The organism is Sphaerisporangium rufum (assembly GCF_016863395.1).
Taxonomy (GTDB): domain Bacteria; phylum Actinomycetota; class Actinomycetes; order Streptosporangiales; family Streptosporangiaceae; genus Sphaerisporangium; species Sphaerisporangium rufum.
This window is the reverse complement of sequence record NZ_BOOU01000010.1, coordinates 22,872-44,321: the sequence shown is the minus strand read 5'-3', so window position 1 is coordinate 44,321 and position 21,450 is coordinate 22,872. Positions and strand designations below refer to the sequence as shown.

Annotated in this window: 23 protein-coding genes; 15 read left to right on the top strand and 8 right to left on the bottom strand. The window is 71.6% G+C overall.

The features are described from left to right. The first annotated feature begins 148 nt into the window (after nt 1–148). The 8 genes from Sru01_RS03435 to Sru01_RS03400 all read left to right on the top strand — a co-directional run bounded on the left by Sru01_RS03435 (nt 149) and on the right by Sru01_RS03400 (nt 7,058). Nucleotides 149–1,198, top strand: a complete 1,050-nt coding sequence (locus tag Sru01_RS03435; RefSeq protein WP_307811950.1) for a DUF2293 domain-containing protein — start codon at nt 149–151, stop codon at nt 1,196–1,198. Between the two features lie 272 nt (nt 1,199–1,470). After that, nucleotides 1,471–1,746 (top strand): hypothetical protein, encoded by a 276-nt coding sequence (locus tag Sru01_RS03430; RefSeq protein ID WP_203982359.1) that lies wholly within the window; start codon nt 1,471–1,473, stop codon nt 1,744–1,746. Next, nucleotides 1,743–2,591, top strand: a complete 849-nt coding sequence (locus Sru01_RS03425; protein ID WP_203982358.1) for a S8 family serine peptidase — start codon at nt 1,743–1,745, stop codon at nt 2,589–2,591. The genes Sru01_RS03430 and Sru01_RS03425 overlap by 4 nt, the downstream gene beginning before the upstream one ends. Continuing rightward, nucleotides 2,588–2,863: a hypothetical protein gene (locus tag Sru01_RS03420; protein ID WP_203982357.1), complete on the top strand. Its 276-nt coding sequence runs from the start codon at nt 2,588–2,590 to the stop codon at nt 2,861–2,863. Before Sru01_RS03425 ends, Sru01_RS03420 begins: the two co-directional genes overlap by 4 nt. A gap of 195 nt (nt 2,864–3,058) precedes the next feature. Beyond that, on the top strand, nt 3,059–3,913 hold the full coding sequence (locus Sru01_RS03415) for a cyanobactin maturation protease PatG family protein (RefSeq protein ID WP_203982356.1): 855 nt from the start codon (nt 3,059–3,061) through the stop codon (nt 3,911–3,913). Between the two features lie 46 nt (nt 3,914–3,959). Next, a complete protein-coding gene (locus tag Sru01_RS03410) occupies nt 3,960–4,295 on the top strand; it encodes a hypothetical protein (protein WP_203982355.1) in 336 nt (111 codons plus the stop codon). A gap of 368 nt (nt 4,296–4,663) precedes the next feature. Then, complete coding sequence (locus Sru01_RS03405; protein WP_203982354.1) at nt 4,664–5,845, top strand: cellulose binding domain-containing protein; 1,182 nt, start codon at nt 4,664–4,666, stop codon at nt 5,843–5,845. A gap of 367 nt (nt 5,846–6,212) precedes the next feature. Then, a complete protein-coding gene (locus Sru01_RS03400; RefSeq protein ID WP_203982353.1) occupies nt 6,213–7,058 on the top strand; it encodes a fibronectin type III domain-containing protein in 846 nt (281 codons plus the stop codon). 270 nt (nt 7,059–7,328) lie between these two features. Here the strand turns inward: Sru01_RS03400 and Sru01_RS03395 are convergent, their stop codons facing one another. After that, a complete protein-coding gene (locus Sru01_RS03395; RefSeq protein WP_203982352.1) occupies nt 7,329–8,747 on the bottom strand; it encodes an alpha/beta hydrolase family protein in 1,419 nt (472 codons plus the stop codon). Between the two features lie 78 nt (nt 8,748–8,825). On the opposite strand from Sru01_RS03395, the gene Sru01_RS03390 reads away from it, so the two are divergent. The 5 genes from Sru01_RS03390 (at nt 8,826) to Sru01_RS03370 (ending at nt 12,525) form a co-directional block, all read left to right on the top strand. After that, nucleotides 8,826–9,389, top strand: coding sequence for an ArsR/SmtB family transcription factor (locus Sru01_RS03390; RefSeq protein ID WP_203982351.1), 564 nt, complete (start codon nt 8,826–8,828; stop codon nt 9,387–9,389). A 212-nt stretch (nt 9,390–9,601) separates the two neighbouring features. Next, nucleotides 9,602–9,847: a hypothetical protein gene (locus Sru01_RS03385; protein ID WP_203982350.1), complete on the top strand. Its 246-nt coding sequence runs from the start codon at nt 9,602–9,604 to the stop codon at nt 9,845–9,847. After that, nucleotides 9,844–10,182 (top strand): YlcI/YnfO family protein, encoded by a 339-nt coding sequence (locus Sru01_RS03380; RefSeq protein WP_203982349.1) that lies wholly within the window; start codon nt 9,844–9,846, stop codon nt 10,180–10,182. Before Sru01_RS03385 ends, Sru01_RS03380 begins: the two co-directional genes overlap by 4 nt. Further along, nucleotides 10,179–10,475: a hypothetical protein gene (locus Sru01_RS03375; protein ID WP_203982348.1), complete on the top strand. Its 297-nt coding sequence runs from the start codon at nt 10,179–10,181 to the stop codon at nt 10,473–10,475. The genes Sru01_RS03380 and Sru01_RS03375 overlap by 4 nt, the downstream gene beginning before the upstream one ends. A gap of 412 nt (nt 10,476–10,887) precedes the next feature. Next, nucleotides 10,888–12,525 carry a serine/threonine-protein kinase gene (locus Sru01_RS03370; RefSeq protein WP_203982347.1) on the top strand — a complete coding sequence of 546 codons (1,638 nt, stop codon included), beginning with the start codon at nt 10,888–10,890 and terminating at the stop codon, nt 12,523–12,525. Nucleotides 12,526–12,602: 77 nt separating this feature from the next. On the opposite strand, the gene Sru01_RS03365 is transcribed toward Sru01_RS03370, so the two are convergent. After that, nucleotides 12,603–13,004, bottom strand: a complete 402-nt coding sequence (locus Sru01_RS03365; protein WP_203982346.1) for a hypothetical protein — start codon at nt 13,002–13,004, stop codon at nt 12,603–12,605. Further along, complete coding sequence (locus Sru01_RS03360; protein ID WP_203982345.1) at nt 13,001–13,429, bottom strand: hypothetical protein; 429 nt, start codon at nt 13,427–13,429, stop codon at nt 13,001–13,003. The genes Sru01_RS03365 and Sru01_RS03360 overlap by 4 nt, the downstream gene beginning before the upstream one ends. A 204-nt stretch (nt 13,430–13,633) precedes the next feature. Between Sru01_RS03360 and Sru01_RS03355 the strand changes: the two genes are divergently transcribed. Together Sru01_RS03355 and Sru01_RS03350 are read left to right on the top strand one after the other, a co-directional pair. After that, nucleotides 13,634–14,959, top strand: a complete 1,326-nt coding sequence (locus Sru01_RS03355) for a helix-turn-helix domain-containing protein (protein ID WP_203982344.1) — start codon at nt 13,634–13,636, stop codon at nt 14,957–14,959. Nucleotides 14,960–15,282: 323 nt separating this feature from the next. Then, a complete protein-coding gene (locus tag Sru01_RS03350; RefSeq protein WP_203982343.1) occupies nt 15,283–15,984 on the top strand; it encodes a helix-turn-helix domain-containing protein in 702 nt (233 codons plus the stop codon). Here Sru01_RS03350 and Sru01_RS03345 read toward each other — a convergent pair. The 5 genes from Sru01_RS03345 to Sru01_RS03325 all read right to left on the bottom strand — a co-directional run bounded on the left by Sru01_RS03345 (nt 15,974) and on the right by Sru01_RS03325 (nt 21,441). Then, nucleotides 15,974–16,552, bottom strand: a complete 579-nt coding sequence (locus Sru01_RS03345; RefSeq protein ID WP_203982342.1) for a dihydrofolate reductase family protein — start codon at nt 16,550–16,552, stop codon at nt 15,974–15,976. The two genes, Sru01_RS03350 and Sru01_RS03345, sit on opposite strands and share 11 nt — an antisense overlap. A gap of 253 nt (nt 16,553–16,805) precedes the next feature. Beyond that, nucleotides 16,806–17,570, bottom strand: a complete 765-nt coding sequence (locus Sru01_RS03340; RefSeq protein ID WP_203982341.1) for a hypothetical protein — start codon at nt 17,568–17,570, stop codon at nt 16,806–16,808. Continuing rightward, the gene (locus Sru01_RS03335; protein ID WP_203982340.1) at nt 17,563–18,456 is read right to left on the bottom strand and encodes a HipA domain-containing protein; all 894 of its coding nucleotides are present in this window, start codon (nt 18,454–18,456) and stop codon (nt 17,563–17,565) included. Before Sru01_RS03335 ends, Sru01_RS03340 begins: the two co-directional genes overlap by 8 nt. Nucleotides 18,457–18,653: 197 nt before the next feature. After that, the gene (locus Sru01_RS03330; protein ID WP_203982339.1) at nt 18,654–19,058 is read right to left on the bottom strand and encodes a hypothetical protein; all 405 of its coding nucleotides are present in this window, start codon (nt 19,056–19,058) and stop codon (nt 18,654–18,656) included. Between the two features lie 196 nt (nt 19,059–19,254). After that, entirely contained in the window at nt 19,255–21,441 is a 2,187-nt protein-coding gene (locus Sru01_RS03325) for a UvrD-helicase domain-containing protein (protein ID WP_203982338.1), read from the bottom strand. Between the last annotated feature and the right edge of the window lie 9 nt (nt 21,442–21,450).

Below are 21,450 nucleotides of genomic sequence, written 5' to 3'. Positions count from 1 at the left end.
GTCACGGCGTCGCGGGCGCGGGCCATGATGATCTCAACCGGTCCGATGACCCGGCGGACGTGAGGTCGCGCGGCCGGCGGCGTGGCGTCCCGGATCTGAACGCCGGAATCGGCACAGGCACCGGTCGCGATGCGGCATGGTGGGACGGGTGGGCGGGAAACTGGGCGGGCGGGTGGCGCGGGCGGCGGAGCTCGCGCTGGCCGGCGACAAGTACGTGACCGCGATCGACGTCCTGACCGGCCTGGGCTGGGTGCACGCCCGGCACGTCGACCTATGGCGGCAGGGCCGCGCCGGCAGCCTGGAGGAGCTCGCGCCGGTGGATGCCGCCCGGATGAGCGAGGCGCTGGCTCACCTGACCGACTGGGCGCGGGCCCGTGACCTGGTGCCCGGCGAGGCGACCTACCAGGCCGGCACCCGTGACCGCCGCCCGCTGCGCTTCACCGCCGGCGGCGACGAGGAGACCGAGCGCGAGTTCCGCGTCCACTGGCTCTCCCCCGACCTGAGCGACACGCGCCGGCGACGGATCGAGGAGCGGCAGAGCAAGGCCCCCGACCTGGTGGTGGTCGCCCCGACGGCCGAGTGGACCTGCGCCGGATGCGGCGACACCGGCCCCTACCTCATCATGGAGGACGACGCCCCGCACTGCCTGACCTGCGCGGACCTCGACCATCTGGTGCTGCTGCCCGCCGGGAACGCCGCGCTGAGCCGCCGCGCCAAGCAGGCCAGCGGCCTGTCGGCGATCGTCGTCCGCTTCAACCGGCGGCGCAAGCGGTACGAGCGGCTCGGCGTGCTGGTCGAGGAGGCGGCGCTGGCCGCGGCCGAGGAGCGCTGCCTGGCCGACGAGGAGGTGCGGGCCCGCCGCCGGGAACGCGACCGGGAGCGCCGGGCCGATGAGGACGCCGAGTTCCAGACCCGGATGGCGGCGGAGATCCGCCGGCTGTTCCCCGGCTGCCCGGCCGGCCGGGCCGAGGCCATCGCGCAGCACGCCGCGCGGCGTGGCAGCGGCCGGGTGGGCCGCACCGCCGCCGCCCGGGCCCTGGACGAGCACGCCGTCACCCTGGCCGTGGTGGCGAGCGTGCGCCACCTGGACACCGGCTACGACGACCTGCTGATGGCCGGCGTCCCCCGCTCCGACGCCCGTGATCGCATTCGGGACCGGGTCGAGGAGGTCCTCACCACCTGGCGCGACATCTCCTGATCGTGCCGCCGGTCCGGCGATGGGGCACGGCGGGCGTCCGGTGACCGTCACCGGGCCCGCCGGGCGTCCCGTCGGCCGGATGATCTCGAAGGGTGGCGATGCGATGACTTTTCGTAACACCACCGGCGGTTCGCGCGATGGAGAGGCAGAACCATCACCACGCGGAGGTCAGGGCACCCATGAGCTTTCCGGGTTTCACCGCTGAGCGTTCGTTAGGCGCGGCCGTCCACCGTTATCGCGGCCGCCGCCACCCGGGGCCGGCCGCCACGGCGGTGGTAGCGGCCGAGCCGTACAACCCATGCGAGGGCTGGGACCACTGCTACTACGACAGCCCCACCTGCGAGGGCAACCAGCTGGTGGTGCAGTGCGTGCGCTTCCTCTACGGGCTGCCGAGCTACGGCACGTGCGCGATCGGCAGCTGCGAAAGCATCGGGACGCACTCCCCCGGTGGCATCACCGTCTCGGGTGAGGCGTGCCACCCCTCCTACGGCGCTCCCGACTGCCAGCCGGTCTACCTGTCCACCCGGCGCCTGGCCGGTTACGCGTGACCGACGGCGCGTGGGCCCGGCTCATCGGCCTGGACGCGGTGATGGCGGTCACCGAAGGCAGCACGGCGATCACGATCGGGCTGCTGGACGGCGCGGTCGACGGCGGCCATCCGGGGTTCACGCCCGGCGCGGTGACCCACCTGCCGTCGCGGGCCGCCGGACCGGACCAAGGACACGGAACGAAGGTGGCCGGGGTCCTGGCCGCCCGGCGGGACAGCGGCGCGCCCGGCGTCTGCCCGGCCGCCCGCCTGGTCGTCCGGCGCGTCCTCGGCGGGCCGGACGGGCGCACCGCCCGGCCGGGCGAGGTGGCCGCCGCGATCGCCGAGTGCGTCGCCGCCGGGGTGCGGCTGGTCAATCTCAGCGCCGCCTTCGTCACCACCACGCTCGCCGACCGCGAGCTGCGCGACGCGCTGGACCTGGCGGCCGGCCGGGGGGTGATCGTGGTGGCCGCCGCGGGCAACGCCGGCCAGGTGACCGGCTCGCCGCTGGTCTCGCATCCGTGGGTGGTCCCGGTGACGTCCTGCGACCGGCACGGGCAGCCGCTCGCGGGCGCGAACCTCGGGTTCTCCATCGGCCGCCGGGGCGTCCGCCCCCCCGGCGAACCGGTGCCCAGCCTGGCCCCGGGCGGCGGGCTCGCCCCGCTGGGCGGCACCAGCCTGGCCGCCGCGCTGGTCACCGGGGCGATCGCGCTCGCCTGGTCGGCCGCCGCGGAGCTGCCGGGCGGTGTGGTCAGGCACGCCCTGGCCGGCGTCCCCGCGGCGCGGCGCGGCATCGTGCCGCCGCTGCTGGACGCGGCCGGCCTGTACCGGGCTCTGTCCCGATCGTCCAGGAAGGGGTGCGCATGACCGCGGACGACCCCGCCCCGTCCAACCGGCGACGGCCGGCACCGGCGGCCGCCGGCGAACCGGCCTTACCCGAGCCGGACGAGGCTCAGGCGCGTGCGGCCGCCCGGCCGGCCCGTTTCGCGGTGCGGCTGCCCGGGTTCCTGGTCGAAGAGGAGATCGGCCTGGGCGAGGTCATCAAACGGGCCACCACCTCGGCCGGCATCCGGCCCTGCGGCGGCTGCGGGGAGCGCGCCGCCCGGCTGGACCGGCTGGTGCGCTTCACCCCCCGCTGACCGCACGGCCGGGCGGGCTCCCCGATACCGGCTCCGAGCCATCCGGCGCCGGGCCGATCCACCAGGCCGATCCACCGAGCCGGTCCGCCGGGCCGGTCCCGGCGCTCGGCGGCTCCGGCGCCGCACTCCGCCGATCCCCCTCTCCTGCTCAACCCCGGCCCGACCGGGACCTGCCACCGCTGAAAGGACACACCCATGCTCACCGCTTCGGAGGAACCGGCCGGGACGCCCGTCGAACCGGCGGCGACCGGCATGCTCGATCCGGCGCCCCCGGCCGCGCGGCCGCGATTCGTGTACGCGATCGGCCGGATCGAACCCCGATTCCCCAGCCTGGGCGTCGAGAAGGAGTTCGCGCAGGCCGTCGGGCGGGCGGACACGCTCGGGCTGACCGACCGGCAGGCGACCCGCGAGGTGCTCGCCGACCCGGCCAACCGGTACCTGGTCCGCAAGCTGTGCTGGGTCCTCACCGTCGAGGGGATGGACACCTACCTGCTGGTGCCCCGGGACGCCACCGACCTGGACCTGCTGATCGACGCGGTCCGGCCCGCGCCGGCGGCGCAGGACGTCGACGTGGTCATCGGGGCGCTGGGGCCGCCGGCGCCCGCGGACCGGTGCAACGGGCTGGTCGTGCCGATGGTGGCCTTCGACCAGATCTACTCGTTCGACACCGAGTCGTTCCTGGCGGCGATCCCGTGCCCGGACGACCTGCCGGAGGACGCCTTCCGTGCCGCCGCCCGGGAGGTTCTCGCCCGGCTCTCCCGGCTCGCCGACAACGCGGGCGCCGCCGACGAGCACCGGGCGCTGAACTACCTGACCGTCCGCTATCCGCTCGTCTACGCGCGGGCGACCGAGCAGTTCGCGCGCGGCTCGGCGCTGACCGGCGTGGAGGTGCTCCCCTCCCGGCTGTCCGGGGTGCGGACGCTGGTGAACGTGGTGTTCACCTTCGCCGACCGCGCCACCGGCGTTCCGGAGCGGTTCGCGGTGAAGGTGGACGTCACCGAGGTGTTCCCCTTCCTGGCCGGCACGCTCACGCCGTACTACGACCGCTGACTGACCGGTACCGCCCCCGGCCCGAAGGGGCGGTAACGTCCGGCGCATGGAGGAACAGATCTGGCGCTTGCGCCGTGGCGGAGAGGTAATAGGCGAGATCCGGGTGGACTCGGGGGATTTCCCGTGGCTGTCCGGACGCTTCGCGGCCCGTGCCGGATACGCGGCGGTGGAACCGCTGTTCGCCGAAGAACTGGCCCTCCTCGAGGTCATCGAATCGGGAGAAGAGATCGATCACGACGCCTGGGAGGCGGCGTACGCGCGCATCGCCGACGAGATGGAGCTGGTGGCTCCGGACGGCCGGCCGGTGGCCGGCTTTCTCCTCCACATCAGCGGGCCGGACGCATGGTTCCGGTGGAGCGACGTGCCGTCGACGGAAGGGTAGGCACCGAAACGGTTCGTTTCATATCTGAAAATTTCAGGCACCAATCAACGACGTACCGCTGCTGACCTCCCTCGACGCGTTTCCGCTCGGGCGACCATTGACCCGATCAATCCGGCGCCAGACGATCTCGGCAGGGCCTTCCCGGGGGATGGCCCGCTACGGGGGAGTCGGCGCGGCGAACGGTGGCCAGGCTCCGGCCGGGCCCGCGGGGCGGATCGCGTCCCGGCGGCCGGCCGCACCGGCGTCGCGTACGCGTCCGACGGCTCCACCCCTCTTGACCGGCACCTCGCGGCCAGGCCCCGCCCAGCATCCTGGCCGCCCGACAAGAGAGGCTAGCCATGCCCTTCGCCCGCCATCGAGGGGCCGCCGTGCGCGGCCTGCTGATCGGCTCGGTCGTGGCGGCCGCCACCGCCGCCGTGCTCGGCGCCGGCCCGGCCGCCGCCGGCTCCACCCCCGCCGCCGTACCCGCCGCCGCCAGGCACGCCGGCGCGCCCGCCGCCGAGCCGGCGGCGCTCGTCCGGGCACGGGCGGGCATGGCCGACGCCGACACCACCCCGCCCAGCACGCCGGGCGACTTCGCCCCCTTCACCGTCTACTCCAACGGCGCGGTCGGCCTGCGCTGGAAGCCGTCCACCGACGACGTGGGCGTCACCGGCTACGAGGTGTACGCCTGGTCGTTCAGCGGCAGCGGGGACGTCCCGTTCAGCCGGGTGCAGACCTTCCCGGTCACCCCGTCTCCGGAGAACGAGGTCCAGGTCTACGCGACCGGCCTGACGCCGTACCAGGACTACCTGTTCTACGTGGTGGCGGTGGACGCCGCCGGGAACCGGAGCGTGCCCACGCTGCTGGCGCAGGCCGAGGCCATGTCGGAGCCGCCGACGCCGCGGCCGAGCCCGGTCCCCGCCACCCCGGTCGCGCCGTCCAACCTGGCCATCTCCTACGGCCCGACGCCGGACCCGGTGTGGCTGTCGTGGAGCGGCAACAACGCCGGGCCCGCGATCACCTACTCGGCCTTCCGCCGCTCGGCCACCGAATGGCGCCACGAGGTGGAGAGCACGCTGCCGCGCACGCAGGCCCGGACCGAAGGCGGTTACGCCTACACCTTCCAGGTGGTGGCACACGACGCGACCGGCACGCTGAGCGGCCCGTCCAACGCCGCCACCTACCAGTACGCCTACCCGACGAAGCCGCCGGGCAGCCCGACCCCGACCCCGACCCCGACGGTCACGCCCGCCTGCGACGTCGCCTACCGGGCGACCGGCTGGGACCCCGGGTTCACCGTCTGGATCACCATCAGGAACACCGGGAGCACGCCGATCATCGGCTGGCGGCTGGGGTTCGCCTTCCCGCTCACCACCCAGCGCCTGGTGTCGGGCTGGTCGGCGACCTGGGCCCAGTCCGGCACGGCGGTCTCGGCGACCGGGCTCGGCTGGAACGCCCGGATCGACCCCGGGCAGTCCTTGCTGATCGGCTTCAACGGCACCTCCGCCGGGAGCAACCCGCAACCCACCGCCTTCACCCTGAACGGCGGTCCCTGCACGGCGAGCTGACGCCGTACCCGGCCCACCGCCCTCACCCTGAACGGCGGTCGGTGCACGACGAGCCGACGCCGTGCGCACCGGGAGGGCCGTCGTCACCCTGGTGACGGCCCGCCCGGTCCGGGCCGGCACCGTGGCCCGCCGCCGCGGGGAGCCGCGCCACCGGCGCCGCCCGCGCGTGGGGTGGACCACGCCGCCGGCGCCCCACCCATCCGTCGACCTCACGGTACGCCGGCCTTCCGGCCGGTGAACCGTTCCCGCCGGGAGCCGGCCCGGCCGGTACCGCTCAAGGACCTGGTACGCGTCCACCGGGACCGCTGAGTCCGGCAGTCAAGGCCAGGGCGCCCAGCACCTGGCCACCCGATGAGAAAGGCATGTCATGCCATCTGCTCGTCACCGCGGAGCCGCGCTGCGCGGCCTGCTGATCGGCGCCGTCGCGGCCACGACCACCGCCGCCGTCCTCGGCGCCGCCCAGGCGCCCGCCTCCGGCACCACCGTCGCCACAAAGGCGCAGGCCGGCGCGGTCGCCGCCGACACCACCGCGCCCAGCGAGCCCATGGGGCTCACCGCCTACAGCGTCCCGCGCAACGGCGCCGTCGGCCTGCGCTGGACACCCTCGACCGACAATGTGAGGGTCGTCCGATACGAGGTGTTCGGCTGGAAGTACTCACCCGACGCCGCCTCCAGAACGTGGAACCCGGTGCGCGCCACCGTCGTCTCCGTCTCGCACGTCCAGGTCAACGCTCTGGTCACCGGGCTGACGCCCGGCACGGACTACCTGTTCAACGTGGTCGCGGTGGACGCGGCCGGCAACCGCGGCCTGGCCTCGCTGCTCGCCAAGGGGACGGCCACCCGGCGGGGACCGGCGCCGAGCCCCACCCCGGGCACGGTGACGCCGGAACCCGACACCGACCTGCGCTACGCCGGCATGGCCGACTACCAGACCATCCTGATCACCTGGAACGGGCAGATCACCTCGCCGATCTCTCACTCCCTGTTCCGCCGGACGCCGACCGGCTGGGTGTACAGCTACGAGCACGGACTCACGCGCACGCTGGCGGGGGTCGACGCCGTTAACACCTATACCTGGCAGGTGGTGGCGCACAACCCAGACGGCACCCTGACCACCCCGTCCAACCCCTACACCTACGTCCCGCCGCGCCCGACCATCCCGCCGACCATAACGCCGACGCCGTCGTCGCCGACCCCGCCGCCGGCGCCGTGACCGGCGGTTCCGGCCTGACGCGCTGACATCGCGCCATCCGGGCGCGTCCCGCCGCGGGCGCGCCCGGCAGGCGGCGCACGCTCGGCGCGCCCCCGCGCGCCGGCACCACCCGTCTCCCGGCCGTCTCCCGGCCGTCTCCCGGCCGTCTCCCGCCCGGCGATCCACAGGCGGTCCGCCGGCCGGTACTCGGGGCCAGGGCTCCCGCTCAGCGGAGCAGACCATGCCACCGGACCGCCGGACCGAAGCCGGATCAACGCCGAGGGCTCACGCTCAAGGCAGCAGCAGGCCCCAGTACAGGGCCCACGGGACGAGCACCGCGCCGCCGGCGAGCAGCAGGCCGAGCCGTACCCGCTCGCCGCGCGGCGCGGCGTTCCGGGCGCGCCGCCAGGCCACCGCGACCCGGACGGCGGCGACCACCGCGGCCACCGCGAGCGCCTGCAGCGCCAGCCAGATGACCGGACGCCCGGCGAGCACCGGCCCGGTGGTGGCGAGCTTGCCGCCGGTCATCATCAGGTATCCCAGGTAGCAGAACCCGCCGAGCACCACGGTGAGCCCGCCGGCGCTGAGCAACCGCCCGGCCCGGCTGATCGGCGTCCGGGATCGGCCGCGCAGCCGCCGGACCAGCGCGACCAGCGGGTAGCCGGCGAACGCGGCCAGCATCAGCACCAGGGCGGCCAGTTGCATCGGCGCCGACTCCCACCACGCGGGCGGCGTGGTCGGTCGGGTGCGCGTGGCCTGCACCGGGGCGGGCCCGGAGGTCCCGGCCACGGGCGGGCGGCCGGCGGTGACGTCGCGGACCCACGAGCCGACCAGGTCGGCGTAGCCGGGGGCCAGTTCCGGCAGCCGGGTGACGCCGCCGTCCGGGGTCTGGTGGGCGGCGTGGTCGGCGCCGGGGAAGAAGCGGAAGGTGTAGTGCTTGTTCCCGCCCTTCTCCAAGGCTTCGGCGAAGATCGGCGGGCTCTCCGCCGGCGGGGTGAGCAGGTCGTGGGTGCCCCATATGCCGAGCACCGGCCGGCGGATGGCACCGATGGTCGGCGCGGGGTCGTAGTAGGGCTCGGGGAACATCCCGCCGTCGGCGATCACCCGGTACAGGTTGTGCTCGGCCCGGTCGACCAGCGAGCCGGACACCCCGGCCTTGCGCAGCCCGGCGGCCACCGCCCAGGTCTGCTGGCGCAGCGGCGGCAGGCCGTTGGCGCCCACCAGCACGACGAAGGCGACGTCCGCTGAGCGGGCGGCCGCGATCGGCGCCACCCAGCCGCCCTCGCTGAGCCCCCAGACGCCGACCTTGGCCGGGTCGACGCCGGGCTGGCGGCGCAGGGTGGCCACCGCGCCGAGCGCGTCGTCGGCGAGCCGCGAGTAGGAGCGGTGGAACAGCGAGTAGCCCGCGACCTGCTTGTCGTAGACCAGCACCGACAGCCCGCGCCGGGCGAACTCGACGGCCTCCCCCATCAGCTTGGTGCGCGGGGTACCGGTGCCGGCGCCGTGCACCAGCACGATGCCGGGCCGGGCGGTCTTGGCACCGGCCGGCGACAGGACGGTGCCGTGCAGGGTGAGGTCGCCGGCGCCGCGGAAGCTCACCTCGGTCGCGGTGAGGTCCGGCGGGACGGCAGGCGGAGGCGCGGACGCCTCGGCGGCCACCGGGACGGTGACCAGGTACAGCGCGGCGAGTAGGGCAAGAAGTCGGGTCATGTGCCGAAGATAGTCTGCAGAGACTTCTCGGCAAAGGAACATCTGCAGATATCCTTCGGCAGGAGTAGGGTGTTCATCATGAAGGATGAGGAGCCGTTCCTGCTCGACGACCCGGCCAGGCTCCGGGCGCTCGCCCACCCGATGCGCCGGCTCATCCTGCGCCACCTCAACGTGCACGGGCCGGCCACCTCGACCACGATCGGCGAGCTGCTCGACGCCAAGACCGGCACCACCAGCTACCACCTGCGGCAGCTGGAGAAGTACGGCTTCATCGAGGAGATCCCGGAGCGGTCCGGCGGCCGGGAACGCTGGTGGCGCCGCGCCGAGGTCCCCCGCGACATGCGGCTGCCCACCCCCGACCAGGTCGCCCCGGAAGACCGCGCGGTGCTCGCCGAGTTCCACCGGATCGGCATGGACGAGGACCGGGTGCTGTTCGACCGCTTCCCCGAGGCCTACCGGCGCGATCCCCAGTGGGCGAAGGGCTCACGCGGGCTCGGCTGGCTGACCCAGGCGGAGTTCGACGAGTTCTTCGAGGCCTACATGGCGCTGCTGAAGAAGTACAGCCACCGCCCCGAGGACGCCCCGCCCGGCTCCCGCCCCATGTACCTCCGCTTCTTCGCCCTCCCCGCCGACGAAGACTGACCCCGCGAGGCTCACTCCGCGCCCTCACCCGCCTGAGAATTGCTTCACGATCGGCAGTCATCGTCCGGAGGTCGAATCGCACATCGGAGGCACTGCGGCCGGAGCCTTCCCTCCTCTGGACAGATCGGCCCATCGAGACCGTCGCCACACTAAGCAAAGCTTCTCTCACAGAAAGTAGTGTCATCGGTAATTGTGCATGACACAATTTGGCGATGCGTAGAATCAGGTTCACGCAGTCAGCTCGGAAGCACCGCATCGGCAAGGGACGAGCCATGCATGTCATGCGCGCCGGCCCGCCCAAAGTAGTGTCGCCGCCCGGACCGCACATGGATGAACAGTGGCACTGGCTGGGCCCGGACGACCGCGGCTTGGAACTGGAGGTCATCGCGGTACTGACGGAGAAGTATCTGCTGGTCATTCACGTCATGCCGACCGCACTCAGGAGGATCAAGCCATGACCGAATACCGCGGTGACTGGCCACCGGACGATGTGGATCTCACCCTGGACGATGCCTCTGATGTCGATCTTGAAACCGAGGCGGTTTATGACCGGCGAGGCAACCGCATTGACCAAGCATACGTGGACGCCGCCGTGGACCATGTCCGGCGATCGGTGGGCCGCCCCTCGCTCAGCGCGCCCGGCGAATGGTCGCCGCAGGTCACCTTCCGCCTCACCGCCGAAGAGAAGGCCGCCGCCAGGGCCCTGGCTGAGCGTCAGGGCAAAACCGTGTCCCAATTGGCGCGAGAGGCCTTCGCCCAGTACATCCATGATCACGGAGACCATGCGGCATGAGTGACGTGGAGCCCATCGACTATGAGGCCGTCCGCCAACGGTTTCCGTGGGTCGGGCTGGGCGCGAGCGGTGACCACGACCTGTCCGCCCGCTACCGCGAGATAATGGCCACCGCCGGGGAGAACCGCTGGTTCTGGGCGAGCCAGCCCGTCACCCCCGAACAGGTGGCGGTGCTCGCCGCCGATGCCGTCACCGTCGGCGATCAGGTACAGCGCCCGCAGGTCGGCGGGCAGCGGCCGGCCGGTGCGGCGCTCGGCGTCGTCCAGCGCCTCGGCGGACGCCGGCGGCGGTAGCCGCTCGGGGCCCCCAGGATCGCGGCGCGCCGCGCCAGGTACGCGTGGAACCGGGCCACCGCCCGCGCGGGATCGCCCGCCGGGGCGGCGGCGCTTCCCTCCTGGCGGGTACTGAGGGCCGGGGAGGCCGGTAGCTCCAGCACAGCCGGCCAGCCGCCGGCCCGCTCGCGCACTCGCCAACCTCGCAGCGGGCGACGACCCAACCGGCGCCGGCCACCTCACCCGCTCGTCCGGGCGCACGTTCGAGCGACGCGTGCATGACCGGCCCGGTCCGAGTGGAGCCGCCAGGCGGACTCCCCCGCCCTCGCCGGACAACGTCGGGCTCCGCGGGCCGGGTTCTCCGGAGGTCACGGTGAGCGCACAGGACGGGACTTTTGACGATTTATCGGTGGATGCGATCTAGGATCGGCTCGTGACGTCCCAAGCGGCCCCGACGGTCATCCCCATCAGCGATCAGGATCCGCGGGAACTGGGCCAGTACCGCGTCGTCGGCCGTCTCGGCGCCGGCGGCATGGGCAGCGTCTACCTGGCGGAGGGCCCGACCGGCCTGGTCGCGATCAAGGTGATCAAGCCGCACCTCGCGCACGACCCCGAGTTCCTGCGCCGGTTCCAGCGGGAGGTCGCGGCGGCCCGCAAGGTCAGCCGGTGGTGCACCGCCCCGGTGCTCGACGCGCAGCTGGACAGCGCCCCGCTGTGGCTGGTGACCGAGTACGTCCCCGGCCTCGACCTGGGCCGGTACGTCGAGACGCACGGGCCGCTGACCGGAGCCGCCGGCGAGTCGCTCGCGGTGGGCATCGCGGTCGCGCTGGCCGCGATCCACCAGGCCGGCATCGTGCACCGCGACCTCAAGCCGGCCAACGTGCTGCTCTCGCCGCTCGGCCCGCGGGTGATCGACTTCGGTATCTCGCGCGCGCTGGACACCGAGCAGACCACCCGGACCGGCCAGATGATGGGCACCCCGGGCTACATGGCGCCGGAACTGTTCTCCGGCCAGGTCTCGCCGGCCGCCGACATCTTCGCCTGGGGGTGCGTGGTGGGCGCCGCCACCTCGACCACCACGCCGGGCCGGTCGCCGTACACCGCCGACAACATGATGAGCGCCTTCCACCGGGTCATGCAGGAGGAGCCGGACCTGGCCGGCGTGGAGCCCCGGCTGCGCGAGCTGGTGCGCGCCGCGCTGTCCCGGGACCCCGCGAGCCGGCCCACCGCCGAGCAGCTGGTCGCCGAGCTGTCCGGCCAGGACGCCAAGGTGGCCGAGGTCGCCCGGACCCTGCGGCTCGGCATGGTGCAAGGCGAGACCGTGGCGCTGCCCCCGGCGCCGGCCGCGGCCGCGCCGCCGCGCCGGCGGCTGCGCGACCTGGCGATCGGTCTTGGGGCCGGGCTGGCGGCCGCGGGACTGGTGGCCGCCGCCATCGCCGGGGTGCGGGCGCTGCCCCCCAGCCCGCCCGAGTCGACCGAGACCCTCTACGAGGACGACTTCGGCGACGCCGGGTCGGGCTGGAACAACAGCGGCTCCCCTTCGCCGACGACCGCGCGCGGCTACACCGGCGACGGCCGGTACACCATGGCGGAGGACTCGTCCAACGACGTCCAGTGGGCGACCGCCCCGGCGAACGCGATCCTCCCCGACCAGGCGCTGGTCTCGGTCAAGATGGACCTCGGCCAGAGCAAGGAGGGCTGGCACGGCGTCTTCTGCGAATACTCCAAGACCGGTGACCGCAAGGACGACTTCGCCTACCTCCTGGAGGTCAGCCCGGCCGGGTTCGCGAAGATCGTCCGGGTGGCCGGCTCGGAGTGGTCCGACCTGACCCCCGACGTCCGCCTCGCCGGCTTCAACAAGAAGGACATCCGGCTGCGCGCCGAATGCGCACGCGGGACCGGCGAGGTGCGGCTGGCGCTGTGGCTCGGCGACACCCGCGTCGCCGAGGTGGTGGACCACGACGCCAAGGCCGCCGCCGGACGGCCCAAGTTCGGGTTCTACATGGAAGCGCGCGACGACTCGGGCAGCCGCGTCTACTACGACGACTTCACCATCAGCCGCCTCCCCTGACCGCTCTCCGCCGATACCGCTCGCTGGGGTGATCCGGCGGTACGTCGTCGAATCACCCCGGTACTCGCCGAGCACGGTCACGTCGGTTCGCGCCCGGTGATGGACCGGGGAGTCACCGGGCTCTCCCGGCCGGGGGCGGTTCGACGGACGGTGACCGCGCCGGCGGCCGCGGCCGGGTCGCTCACGCTGTGCGCCTCGGACGGCAGACCGCCCGGTTCCTTGAGCAGATACCACGCACCGCCACCGCCGGGGACGTCCACCACGGTGACCGTGGCGAGCAGCCGGCCGGCCGCGTAGACGTCCAGCTCGGGCGGCAGCCGGGCCGGCTTGCAGTAGCCGCCGCTCATCGGCAGTTGCAGGCGCTCGACCAGCCGGGTGCGCAGGCCGCGGTGCTCCAGTTCCTTGCGCAGGTCGCGCAGCGCGGTGCGATGCGCCTCGGCCTGCTCCTCCGGCACGCCCCAGATCACCAGTCCGCTCACCCCCGCCACCTCCCGTCCGCGACCGGCCTGTCCATGACCTTGCCGGCCACCCACCCGGCCAGGGGCGGCCCCGCCGGGCGGCCTCGGCAGGGCGCGGAGGTCTCGGCCTGACGCATCCGGGCGCGCAGGCCGTCGACGGTGGCGGCGCTGACCACCGGATCGGCGACGTCCGAGGTGCGGGCGAGCGCGTAGAAGCGGCGGTGGTAGGGGGCGTAGAGCACCAGCCAGCCGGGCTCCAGCAGGCCGAGCCGGGACGCACGGACCCGCTGCGGCCCGTCCAACTCGCGCCGCTCCCGCGACCGGTCCGGGGCCCCGCCGTGACCGGAGCCGGTGGGGTCGGATCCGGCGGGGGTGCGACCGAGGCGGTGCCGGCCGCCGGACGCCCGTTTCGTCGGGTTCGCGAAGGCATATGCCGAGGTGCGCATCGCACTCCTGATCGAGTTCAGGCCGATTTCCGGAACTGGCGTATGGTAACCGGCTCGTCATTTACAGTTACCAAGAGGTTGTTCCGCAGTCGCCCCCGGAGCAAGAGCCGATCCCCTCCGGCGATCTGCCGCTGATTCCGGACCACATCAGGAGGTGGAAAAGGCATGCCCGCACCACGGAAGAACCATGACCGATATCGGTCTATGGCTCACTATTTCGGCGCACTGGTCCGCGATCTCCGGGACAGCTACGAGCTACGCGTCGGCCACCGGCTCACCGTCGACCGGCTCGGCGCCCGCACCGGCTATTCCGCCTCCATGCTGGGCTCCATCGAGCGCGGCGAGTGCCTCCCGGAGTCCGGCACCCGCGTCCAGTCCCTCGACGACGCCCTGCACGCGGCCGGCCAGCTGAAAATCCTATGGCCACTGGTACAGCGACTTGGACATCGGCCTATAGACGAGCTGGTCGAAGCGACAAATTCCGCTTTGCGGAGTTACCGTGAGAACGGAACTCGCTATCTCCCGCAGGGAGAGGACATGGAACGCCGGGAACTATTCCAGATGGCCGCACTCGGCCTGTTCGCGCACAGCCCGCTGATGGACGCGGGCGAGGCGGTCCGCCAGTTGATCGAGCGAAACCTTGCCACAACCGGCGCCCAGGCCGACGACTGGCAGGCCGTGTGTGCCGATCACGTCTATGCGGTCAACCACCGGCCACCTGCCGAAGCACGCGCCGATCTCCTCATCGACATCGCGGCCATCCGCCGCGCGCTCACCGACGCGCCCGCCGAGCGAGTCGCCGATCTTCAACGGACCACCGCCTGGATGTCCGCGCTGCTGGCCAACGTACTGTGCAGACTAGGCGAGCACGGCGGCTCCCGGCGCTGGTGGCAGACCGCACGACACGCGGCGGACGCCTCCGGCGACCGCGACATACAGGTGTGGGTCCGCGGCAGCGAGGCGGTGTTCGGCCTGTACGGCTCCCGGTCCACCGACGCGGTACTGATACTTGCGCGCCAGGCTCAGCAGCTCGCCGGAGAGCGAGTCACTCCCGGCCACATCGGTGCGGTCTGCGCGGAGGCACAGGCCCTGGCGGTCATGGGCAGGAGCCAGGACGCGATGGACCGCCTCGATCGCCTGGATGAACTGGCCGGTCGCAGCGTCAACTGTCAGGAGTTCGGCTGGACCGACGCTTCAGTGTGGTTCACCCGCTCGTGGGTGCTGTCCATGGTCGACACCGGCGAAGGGGCGCGCATGGCACGCGAGCGAACATTGGCCGCCTCATCCGGCATCCAGAACGACGCCAGCGTCCGCCTGCACGAGGCGATCCGGCTCAGCCGGGACGGCGGCCACAACGAGGCACTACTACTGGCCACCGGGATCGTCCACGGACAGGCCCCGGCGTTCCGCACGCATATGGTGCTGCACACGGCCCGCATGGTGCTCGACGCCATCCCCATCGACAAGCGGCCAGCCCTACCCGCCCTTGGCGCATATCAACTGGCCATCAGCGCCCCGCTACCGACCTGACAAGATCGACTGGGCGACATCCGGAACCCGCTGCCGGCCAGATGGGAAGGTGGGTAAGAGGTTCCCCGCAACTGTCATGCTTAACGGCGCCACGTCCCAGCGCGACGGCACGGCGCCGGATCAGTGGTTCGTGGCTGCGAACCGGGAATAGTCATCGTGCACGGCTGTGGTGTGACTGCGCTCAATGGGTCAGCTCGGTTGACGTCGGCACAGCTCATGCGGTCGTGGACGAACCCGAACCGGTCCAGCTCGCACACCTCGCCGAGCGGAAACCGGATGACCCCGGCGAGTTACCGGAACGCGGAGCGACGTATTCTGCGCGGGTGAGACTGCGGTTGGAGACGCGCCGGTCGGACTCGCCGTGGGTGGACACCGTGTGGACGTGTTCGAGCGAGCAAGTCACCGCGATGACGTCCGTCGCCGGGGCGTGCTGGGGCCTGGTGTTCTGGGAGCGGGGCGGCCGGACGTACGCGGGCGTCACCGGCCCGGAGACCCGGGCCGGCACAGCACCGGTGCCGGCGGGCGCGACCTTCACCGGCATCGACTTCGCCGTGGGCACCTCGTTGCGGGCCGTGCCGACACCGGCGCTGGTAGACGGCGGTTTCGGGCTGCCCGACACCGCGCGACGGACGTTCCGGCTGGACGGTGCGCGGTGGGAGATGCCCGGCGCCGATGACGCCGAGGCCCTGGTCGACGCTCTCGTCCGCGCCGGGACCGTGGTCCGTGACCCGCTCGTCACCGAGGTGCTCCGAGGCCGGCGCCCGACCGTCTCGGGACGTACCGTGGAACGCCGGTTCCGCGCGGCGACCGGCCTGACGCACGGCCGGGTCCGGCAGATCGAGCGGGCCCGCACGGCGGCGGAGTTGCTGGCCGCCGGCGACCCGGCGACGGCCGTCGTCGCCAAGCTCGGCTACTTCGACGAACCGCACCTCGCCCGGGCACTGCGTTCCTACGTGGGACGCACCGCCGGGCAGCTGCGCGAAGGTGCCGGCGGTGCGATCGCCCTCGACCTGATCAGTGCTTGACGTCGTAGATCAGCTTGAGGATGCCGTTCGAGTAGCTCTCCGACTCGCGCAGCGTGAGCTGGTACTTGTCCCGGTCGGCCCGGTCGAACAGGCCGGCCCCGGCACCGAGCAGCACGGGAGCGACGAGCAGGTTGTACTGGTCGATCAGCCCCGCCTCCGACAGCCGGCGGGCCAGCTCCGCGCTGCCGTGGATGAAGATCGCACCCCCGTCGGTCTCCCTGAGTGCGGCGACGTCCTCGGTCGAGCGCAGGATCGTCTGCGGCCCCCACTTGTCGACCAGGGCGTCCTCAGGCAGCGTGGTCGACACCACGTACTTGGGCAGTTCCTTGTAGGCCTCGTGGTCCTCGGAGTCGGGCCAGACCGCCGCGAACGACTCGTAGCTGTTCCGGCCGAACATCAGCGCCGTCGTCTCGGCGAGTTCCTCCCCCTTCAGCGCCATGGCCTCCGGGAGGAACTCGATGTCCTGGACCAGCCACCCGGCGCTGCGGTGCTCCTCCCCCGGCCCGCCACCGGGCGAGTCCACCACACCGTCCAGCGACATGAAGCAGGTGTAGACCAACTTACGCATCGTGCTATCTCCTCATGCTCGGGCGAACTGCCAGGTCCACGCTAGACCGCCACCACAGCAGCCGTCTTGGACAGAAACGACAGCAGGCCAAAAGGTACCGGAACAGCGCTGCCACCGAGGGACGCTCTATGAGATCAATACAATTCCCTGAAAATGGAACTACGGGGAAGAACTTCACGAAACACCCATATGCGACAGCCGTCAGGGCGACGCGGTCACTTGGGTCACTAGACGGGCAGCCCGAATCTCGGCTTCAGGCGATCGTGGCCCACTCTTCGCCGTGGAACGGCCGGTAACCGACTGGCACAGTTCCGGTGAGCTCCACCCTAAGGCGTAGGTTCGGCGGCACATCATTACCATTTACCTGTGCGACGAATATCGCTACGTCATCGGTATCACGTACTATGTGAACGTAATTGAGCAGGAGATTAGGAACCCAGCCCAGCTCGTCTCCTCGGTGTGTCACCAGAAGCGCTCGGCTGTTGACAGGATTATCAGGATCGTCCCGCAACCTGAGCGGTTCCCCTACCCGGAGGGTCGCGATCTGCGATTCGGCATCCGCCTTGTACCGTATTCCGTGCACGAAAAAGTCAGCGTGCGTTCGCCCCTTATCGTCCACTTCCGGCTCGGCCATCAGAAAGATGGAGTCCCCGGCACGGCGCCCCTCGGAACGCCCCAGAACAGCCAGCGGCGACGCATTTTCCGACAGACCCAGCGCGGTCAGATAGCGGAGGTAATCGGTCCGGCGAGAGTCCATAAGACGCTGCCTGAAGAGCGGGAAGAGTCCAGGTGACTCGTAGCGGTCTTCCAAACGGTCGAATCCGAAGAGCGGGCGGAAGCCGGCGATGTCCCGCGCCCGCCGCAAGTAGGAGAACGAGAAGCCGTGCGGCGACTGCTCCAAAATCCCGACGGGGAGGATCAGGTGCGTCTGTGGATCTTGCCAGGCGACCAGCAGTCGGGGTGCCGCCACCGTGTCGGCGGCACGCGCGGAACCGGCCCGCCGAGGTGTACTAGGCATCCAACAACCTCCTCCTGTTCGCGAGCACCAGCCTGACCGCGAACCTACGCGCGGCGACCGACATTTCCGGGACTGATGCGGCCAGCGCAGTGAGGTGATCTTCACTCCAGCTCGCCACCCGGTCAAGCCAGTATGACCGCACCGCACCGTCGATCATCCGCAGGGCGCGCAGCGCGAAGTCGACCAGGGTGACCTGGCGGCAACCCTCGAACCGGTGCGCCGTCCCCTTCCTGAGGAACGCTTCCCACTCCCGCGCGTCGCGCATCTTCCGGCTCCGCTCCTCATCGGTGAGACTGAAGCCGAGACTCGTCGCATGATCGTAGGAAGGAGAGAGACATTGATCTCCTCCGGTCGGCCCGCGGAGAACCGACCAATTTGCCGGATGCCTGTCACGGTTCGCGATAAGCGCATCGAGTATCAAATACCCGACGAAGACATCAAAAGCCGTGAAATTCTCAGGCACGTCAAAGCCGGGCGGATGATTATAGCTGGAAAGTACCGTCTCGATATTCGATAATGTGTGCCCGTGATGACGTTTGTCCGTCGGGTCGTGGTCCCCTAGGAGGTCGGCGAGCAACAGCCACCCTGGCTGAAGCTCCCATCCGCCCTCGGGCTTGATGTCGTACGATACGCATCCGCGCCGGCCGTTTCTGACCACCAGATCGATTGCAGCAGCCGGGATTCCCGACAATCCAGCCAACTCGGACGCCAGTTTCTCCGGCCAATGGTCTGCCTGTTCAATATTGTCATGCCGCACATTAGGCTTGAAAAGGGCGCGCTTCTGGCCTGCCGGGTCGGTGATCCATACCTTCTCTTCCGACCCGCCTACCTCGAACAGGACCACGGGCCAGTCCGTGACATCCAGCACAGGGAAGGCATCCTTCATGTCGACACGATATCCAACCCGGTGACGACACGACACCGAACCAACTTCACCAATGGCGCATTTACCTCAAATCCACGTGCAAATCTCGGCTACTCCGGCACGGCCAACATCACCTACTTGGACATATCCGCGCGGTCTGCGGCGTCACACCCGACCCGGTTACGGCCTCGCGGTTAACCCTGGAACTGGTGGGCGGATCAGCCGCCGTTCGCGTAGTGGGCGTGCAGGCCGGTCACCTGCTTGGTCCAGAACTCGTCCTTCTCGTCGGCTGATGGGCGGCGCGGCAGCAGGCCGAGGTCGGCGGCGAGGCCGAAGAAGCCGGGGCCCGGGTCGGACGCTCCCTTGTAGATGACGAGCGCGGAGATCATCATGCCGGTCTCCGGGCGGTTCCGTTCCACGATCAGCCACAGCAGGTGGCCCAGCGCGGCGCGTTCGTCCGGCCGGTTGAAGTCGAAGCCGGGAATGCCGGTCCGCCGCTCCAGCTCGCTGTTCAGGTCGCCGTAGGCGATCAGGTCGCCACGCCGCGCGCATTCGAGCAGCACTTCCAGGCCGGCCTCGGTCAGCTGGTCCCAGGTCAGGTCGTCCCGGCCGTACTTGGTCATCGTGTCGTCTCCCGGAAGTGGTGTGGGCCGCCTTGGCGGCGGTGGCTGAGGTCAAGGAAGGTGGGCGAGGAGGGTGGAGTAGAGGTGGACGGGGGCGGTGGCCCGCTCGGGGTCCACCCGGCCGGGGAGCGGCGGTAGATCGCGTCCCCAGGTGCGCAGCTCCTGGTAGGCGGCCAGGGCGCTGCCGGGGCGATCCTCACGGCAGGAACCGGCTCTTGCGGCCGTGCCAGCTGATCGCGACGCTGTCCCGGGCCCGGGTGGCGGCGACGAACAGCAGCGAGCGGGCCTGGCGCAGCTCCCGCCGGTACCGCAGCGGGTCCTCGGCGGCGTGGTCGAGCACCCGGCCGGCGGGCAGCAGCCCGTCCGCGACCCCGGCGATGATCATGCGCTGGTACTCCAGCCCTTTGAACCGGTGCATCGTGCCCACGTGCACCGGGGAGTCGGGCTTCTTCGGCCCGTCGCCATCGATGGCGCAGGACTCGATGCCGGCCTGGCCGAGCCACCGCTCCACCTCGCCGACCATCCGCCGGGCCGGCACGCAGACCGCGATCGAGCCGCCGCCCCAGGCCCGGACCTGGGCCGCGATGCCGTCCAGCTCGGCGGCCCAGGTCGGGTAGCCGGTGTAGACGGGCTCAGGCCCGTGCAGCACCGAGCGGTAGCCGGTCAGGTCGTCGCGGCCGTCGTCCAGGTCATCCCACTCCTCGGTGCCGAGCAGGCCGGCGGCGGCGCGGAGGATCTCGTGGGTGGTGCGGTAGCTCAGGGTCAACCGGGACGACCGGCCGCGGATGTTGATGCCGAGGCTGCCCAGCGAGACCTGGTGGGAGTAGATCCGCTGGTGGGTGTCGCCGGCGATGAACAGGTCGTCGGGGCCTTCGGGCACCATGGCGCGCAGCAGCCGCCAGTGCGCCGCGCTGAGGTCCTGGGCCTCGTCGACCACGATGTGCCGGTAGCGGGGGCGGTGCCAGATGCCGGATTCGCGCTGCACCTTGGCCGAGCTGACCTGGTCGGCGAGGTAGGCGGCGGTGTCGCGGGCCCGCTCGGCCTCGATGCGGGCCGCCCGCTCGGCGACCTGGCGGATCGTCCACAGACCCTTGTCGTCCAGCCGCATGACGTACCGCTCGGCGAGCTGCCAGATCGCCGCCCGGTCCTCCCGGGTGATCGGCCGGCCGCGGCCGGCCCGGCGGGCGCGGAAGTAGCCGGCCCGGGTGGTGACGCCCTGGCCGAGGATGACCTGGGACCACTCGTCGTGCAGGAACTCGGCGTCCCAGCGGCGCTGGCCGAGCTCGTCGAGGAGTTCCTGCCACTGGACGACGGCCTTGGTGTCGTCGATCCACCGCCGGCCGGCGCCGGCCTCGGTGGGGGTCACGATGTCGCTGGCCAGCCGGTCGATGTTGACGATGTCGACCCGCCGCAGGATGTCCGGCCCGGCCAGCGCGAGCAGCCGGTGCCGCAGGTCGGCGGCCAGGTTCTTGTTGAACGTGGTGAGCAGCACGTCGGTGCGCTCGCCGGGGCCGAGCCGCTCCACCAGGTGGCGCACCCGGTGCAGCGCGACGATGGTCTTGCCGGTGCCCGGCCCGCCGCTGACCCGAGCCGGGCCGCGGTAGGACCGTTCGACGATCTTCCGCTGGGTGGGGTGCAGGAAGACCCGCCAGCGGCCGAAGTCGTCCTCCAGGATCTCCTGCAGCGCGGCGTCCTTGGTGGTCACCGCGGTGGCCGGCCGGCTGAGCGCGCTCTGGTAGTCGTCGGCGTCGATCTCGTCCTCGGCCTTGACCGGGGTGGTGACCTGGTCCAGCACCTCCTCGACGGTCTTGCCGTCGTGCAGCGCGAGCAGCACCTCACCGGTGAGCTGGGGCGCGTAGGCGGCCAGGCCGAGCAGCTCGTCCTCGGTGGTGATCTTCATGATCAGGCCGAGGAGCGGTTCGGCGACGCCGAGTTCCAGCAGCGTCCCGGCGGCGTACCCGGCGAACAGCGGCGCGGGCTCCGGCCGGGGGGCCGGGCCGGGCCGGGGGTCCGGGTCCGGCCCGGGGTCCGGCGGCACGACCTTCTCGATGGTCAGCAGGTCGAGGAACTCGATGCCGCCGGTCACCGGGTTGATCTGGTAGGCGAACTTGTCCAGGTTGTCGTACACCTCCTGGCGCGGCCGGACCGCGACCAGGATGTAATCGTTGCCGCCCGCGTGCAGCAGCAGCGCCCGATAGTCGAGGTTCACCCGGGCCGAGTACAGCCGGGGGTGGCCCTTGAGCTGCTTGAACCGCAGCCCCGGGTTCTCCGGGTCCTGGCGGAAGCGGTGCTGGAAGTCGTAGATCGCGCCCTTCACCGCGCGCGGCAGCTTGAGTATCTCCTTGTCGGCCTTGTCCAGCAGCCGCAACGTCGCCTGGCTCATCGCTCTCCC

Bases quoted from the DNA above. Each gene is read 5' to 3' on its own strand.
- Sru01_RS03330 (WP_203982339.1), bottom strand. From the start codon at position 19,058: ATGACCAAGTACGGCCGGGACGACCTGACCTGGGACCAGCTGACCGAG.
- Sru01_RS03390 (WP_203982351.1), top strand. From the start codon at position 8,826: ATGAAGGATGAGGAGCCGTTCCTGCTCGACGACCCGGCCAGGCTCCGG.
- Sru01_RS03385 (WP_203982350.1), top strand. From the start codon at position 9,602: ATGCGTAGAATCAGGTTCACGCAGTCAGCTCGGAAGCACCGCATCGGC.
- Sru01_RS03400 (WP_203982353.1), top strand. From the start codon at position 6,213: ATGCCATCTGCTCGTCACCGCGGAGCCGCGCTGCGCGGCCTGCTGATC.
- Sru01_RS03345 (WP_203982342.1), bottom strand. From the start codon at position 16,552: ATGCGTAAGTTGGTCTACACCTGCTTCATGTCGCTGGACGGTGTGGTG.
- Sru01_RS03395 (WP_203982352.1), bottom strand. From the start codon at position 8,747: ATGACCCGACTTCTTGCCCTACTCGCCGCGCTGTACCTGGTCACCGTC.
- Sru01_RS03380 (WP_203982349.1), top strand. From the start codon at position 9,844: ATGACCGAATACCGCGGTGACTGGCCACCGGACGATGTGGATCTCACC.
- Sru01_RS03325 (WP_203982338.1), bottom strand. From the start codon at position 21,441: ATGAGCCAGGCGACGTTGCGGCTGCTGGACAAGGCCGACAAGGAGATA.
- Sru01_RS03340 (WP_203982341.1), bottom strand. From the start codon at position 17,570: ATGCCTAGTACACCTCGGCGGGCCGGTTCCGCGCGTGCCGCCGACACG.
- Sru01_RS03355 (WP_203982344.1), top strand. From the start codon at position 13,634: ATGGCTCACTATTTCGGCGCACTGGTCCGCGATCTCCGGGACAGCTAC.
- Sru01_RS03335 (WP_203982340.1), bottom strand. From the start codon at position 18,456: ATGAAGGATGCCTTCCCTGTGCTGGATGTCACGGACTGGCCCGTGGTC.
- Sru01_RS03375 (WP_203982348.1), top strand. From the start codon at position 10,179: ATGAGTGACGTGGAGCCCATCGACTATGAGGCCGTCCGCCAACGGTTT.
- Sru01_RS03410 (WP_203982355.1), top strand. From the start codon at position 3,960: ATGGAGGAACAGATCTGGCGCTTGCGCCGTGGCGGAGAGGTAATAGGC.
- Sru01_RS03415 (WP_203982356.1), top strand. From the start codon at position 3,059: ATGCTCACCGCTTCGGAGGAACCGGCCGGGACGCCCGTCGAACCGGCG.
- Sru01_RS03360 (WP_203982345.1), bottom strand. From the start codon at position 13,429: ATGCGCACCTCGGCATATGCCTTCGCGAACCCGACGAAACGGGCGTCC.
- Sru01_RS03420 (WP_203982357.1), top strand. From the start codon at position 2,588: ATGACCGCGGACGACCCCGCCCCGTCCAACCGGCGACGGCCGGCACCG.